The following is a 3,475-nucleotide window of genomic DNA, read 5'->3' as shown; positions in this document are numbered from 1 at the left end:
GGCCTCGAGCGCGCGGCCCCGGTCGAGCTCGCTGCGCAGCGCGGCGGTGCGGGCGCGGATCTGCGGCACGGTGCTGGCGAGCACGGCGCGCAGGTGGACGACATCCGTGAGCGAGCCCGGTTGCAGCGCGGACAGCGCGAGCGGGCGGCGCGCCGCGGTCTGGAGCGCGGCGGCGAGGCGCGCGGTCGGCTCCTGCTTGGCGGCAAGGCGTGCCGTCACGGCGGCGCGCGCGCTGCGGGCGATGGCGAGCCGGGCCTGCGCGACTTCGATATCGGCCTCGGCCTGCTGGATGCGCGCGGCGAGCGCGGCGGCCTCGCGCGCGGTCCGCTGCGCGGCTTCGGTGGCGGCCTCGGCCTCGGAGGTGAGGCGCGCGGCGCGGCTTTCGGCGAGCTTGCTCTCGCGCGTGGCGCGGGCGAGCGCGGCCTGGGCATCGCCGGGGTCGACGAGGGCGGCGGGGGTGGCGCGGGTCTCGCGCACGCCGAGGGCCAGTGCCCCCGCCACGCCGAGCATGATCGTCAATGTCAGGATGGCTCGCCCCCGCATGGCTCGCCTCATGCCCGATGGTAGGGGTGGCCCGCAAGGATCGTGGTGGCGCGGTAGAGCTGCTCCATCAGCATCGCGCGGGCCATCATGTGCGGCCAGGTGGCGGGGCCGAAGGCGAGGAGGAGGTCGGCGGCGGCGCGCTCGGCCTCGCTGTGCCCGTCCGCCGCGCCGATCATGAAGCGGGTCTCGCGCACCCCCTCGTCGCGCCACTTGCCGAGGAGCGTCGCGAAGGCTTCCGACGTCATGGCCTTGCCGCGCTCGTCGAGCAGCACGGTGCGGCATGGGGTCAGCGGCTCGGCCACCTTGCCCGCGCCGGTGTCGGGCCATTCGGTGAGCTTGACCGGCCAGGTCAGACGCCTGGCATAGCGATCGACAAGCTCGCCCTCGGGCGAACGGCCGATTTTCCCGCGGGCGATGATGTGGAGGAGAATGGGCAATACCTCAGGGGCTCGGCGCCGGCGGCGCCTCGGCGTGGCCGCTGGCGCAGGCCCCTCGGCTGCGCCTTCGGGGACCAACCCCAACCCCCTCCCCGGCGGGGAGGGGGCGGCAGGGATCACGCGCGGCCGCTGGCTGCTTCCGTTCCTTCGAACGACCACATCCGCTCGAGATTGTAGAAGCTGCGCACTTCCGGGCGGAACAGGTGAATCACCACGTCGCCCGCGTCGATCAGCACCCAGTCGGCGGCCGGAAGGCCTTCGACGCGGGCGTGGCCGAAGCCGGCCTGCTTGATCTTCTCGGCGAGCTTCTGCGCCATCGCTGCGACCTGCCGGGTCGAGCGGCCGCTGGCGATCACCATGTGATCGGCGATCGAGCTTTTGCCTTCGAGCGGGATCGTCACCACGTCCTGCGCCTGGTCATCGTCAAGCTGATCGAGGACCAGCCGGTGCAGCGCGTCGGCGCCCATCTCAGGCTTGCCCAGCGGTGCGGTGAGCGACTGGGCGAGCCTGGCGCCCACCTGCGTGGCGCCGAGCGGAAGGGATGCGATCAAGGCATCGGGGCTGGGCAATCGGGTATCTCCAGAGTGTGGGGCGTTGGAAGCGCACATCACGCGGGCCGGCCAGCGGGAGAGCCAAAACGCCCAGCGAGCGCCTCATGCGTCCTCCTCTGACCGGACTCTGCGGAATGTCAGCCGATCACGCACCGGTGCCGGTCGATCCCCTGTGCCGAGATACTCCTCGGCCCACCCGGCATGGGCACGGCGGAGCGCCGTGGCCGAGCGGTGGTCTGGATCGAAACGCAATAACACCAGGGCCGGTGCGCTCCATTGCCCCCGTTTCCGAATGCTGGCGGCGGGCACGATATAGCGCCGGAGCCAGGCCATGGCGGGGCTCGTCATGGCGTCGGCATCATAACCCGGCCTTGCAACAACCGCAATCGGCATTGTCCGCGCGAGCCGCCGCCAGTCCTTCCAGCGGTGCAACTGGGCGAGATTGTCGGACCCCATCAGCCAGACGAAGCGCCGGTGCGGGTAGCGCCGCACCAGCTTGGCGAGCGTGTCGACCGTGTAGCGCGTGCCGAGCTGCTGCTCGATCGCCGTCGGCACGATCGCTGCGCGGCGGGCCTGCCGCCGGGCCGAAAGCAGCCGCGCCCGCAGCGGCGCCATGCCGGCGCGGGGCTTGAGCGGATTGCCGGGCGAGACCAGCCACCACGTCTCGTCGAGCCCCAGCGCCGCGGCAGCGAACAGCGTGATGCGCCGGTGCCCGCCATGCGCGGGGTTGAAGCTGCCGCCGAGGAGGCCGGTGAGGACGGGTGGTCGGCGCACCTTCGGTTCAGGGCCGGATCTGGCCGCTCCCGCGCACCTGCCACTTGTAGGTTGTCAGCCCCTCGAGCGCGACCGGCCCGCGCGCGTGCAGACGCCCGGTGGCAATCCCGATCTCCGCGCCCAATCCGAACTCGCCCCCGTCGGCGAATTGCGAGGAGGCGTTGTGCATCACGATCGCGCTGTCGACCTCGGCGAGAAAGCGCTCCGCGACGGCCTCGTCGGCTGTCACGATCGCGTCGGTGTGAGCGGAGGAATGGCGCGCGATGTGGGCGAGCGCGTCTTCCAGCCCGTCGACACAAGCCACCGAGAGGATCGCGTCGAGATATTCGGTGTCCCAGTCGTTGGCGCTCGCCGGGATGACGCGCAGGTCGAGCGCCTGGGTGCGCTCGTCGCCGCGCACCTCGCAGCCCGCCTCGATCAGCGCTGCGACCAGCGCGGCGGGTGCGGGGTAGGCCGCATCGATCAGCAACGTCTCCATCGACCCGCAGATGCCGGTGCGGCGCAGCTTGGCGTTGAGGGCGATGTCCTGCGCCATCACCGGATCGGCGGCAGCATGGACATAGGTGTGGTTGATCCCGTCGAGATGGGCCAGCACCGGAACCCGCGCCTCGGCCTGCACCCGGGCGACGAGGCTCTTGCCCCCGCGCGGCACGATCATGTCGATGAGCCCGCTCGCGGTCAGCATCGCGCCCACGCAAGCCCGGTCCTGCGAGGGGACGAGCTGCACCGCCTCTGCCGGAACCCCGCCCGCGACCAGCCCCTCGACCAGCGCGGCGTGGATCGCGCGGTTCGAATGCACCGCCTCGCTCCCGCCGCGCAGGATCGCTGCGTTACCTGCGCGCACGCACAGCGCGGCCGCATCGGCGGTGACGTTGGGGCGGCTTTCGTAGATGATCCCGATGGTGCCGATGGGGACGCGAACGCGGCTCAGTTTGAGACCGTTGGGCCGCTCGGCCGAATCGATCACCTCGCCCACCGGATCGGGCAGGTCCGCGACCGCGGCGACGGCATCGGCGATGGCCGCCAGCCGCCCCTCGTCGAGCGCCAGCCGGTCGACCATCGCCGGGCTGAGGCCGTTCGCCTGCCCCGCCGCCACATCCCGGGCATTGGCGGCGAGCACCGCCGGGGTCGCCGCCCGCAGCGCCTCGGCCGCGCGGTGCAGCGCGGCGG

4 protein-coding genes and 1 pseudogene are annotated in these 3,475 nt (G+C 72.4%); all 5 read right to left on the bottom strand.

What is annotated here, in order from left to right; genetic code table 11:
• A pseudogene (locus OPU67_RS16250) lies at positions 1-543 on the bottom strand (metalloendopeptidase); the annotation flags it as partial.
• A gap of 8 nt (positions 544-551) precedes the next feature.
• Entirely contained in the window at positions 552-974 is a 423-nt protein-coding gene (locus OPU67_RS16245) for a 23S rRNA (pseudouridine(1915)-N(3))-methyltransferase RlmH (protein ID WP_267621512.1), read from the bottom strand.
• A gap of 122 nt (positions 975-1,096) precedes the next feature.
• On the bottom strand, positions 1,097-1,447 hold the full coding sequence (gene rsfS / locus OPU67_RS16240; protein WP_267621510.1) for a ribosome silencing factor: 351 nt from the start codon (positions 1,445-1,447) through the stop codon (positions 1,097-1,099).
• A 186-nt stretch (positions 1,448-1,633) separates the two neighbouring features.
• On the bottom strand, positions 1,634-2,305 hold the full coding sequence (locus tag OPU67_RS16235; RefSeq protein WP_267621508.1) for a nicotinate-nucleotide adenylyltransferase: 672 nt from the start codon (positions 2,303-2,305) through the stop codon (positions 1,634-1,636).
• A 7-nt stretch (positions 2,306-2,312) separates the two neighbouring features.
• Positions 2,313-3,475: glutamate-5-semialdehyde dehydrogenase (locus OPU67_RS16230; protein WP_267621506.1), on the bottom strand; the 1,163-nt coding region annotated here is incomplete at its 5' end.

The sequence above is a fragment of the Erythrobacter sp. WG genome (assembly GCF_026586795.1).
Lineage (GTDB): Bacteria > Pseudomonadota > Alphaproteobacteria > Sphingomonadales > Sphingomonadaceae > Erythrobacter.
Note: the sequence above shows the minus strand (reverse complement) of the source record. Positions and strands in the feature narration are given on the sequence as shown.

Excerpts from the sequence above, each read along its gene's own strand:
- rsfS (WP_267621510.1), bottom strand. The coding sequence starts at position 1,447 with ATGGGCGCCGACGCGCTGCACCGGCTGGTCCTCGATCAGCTTGACGAT.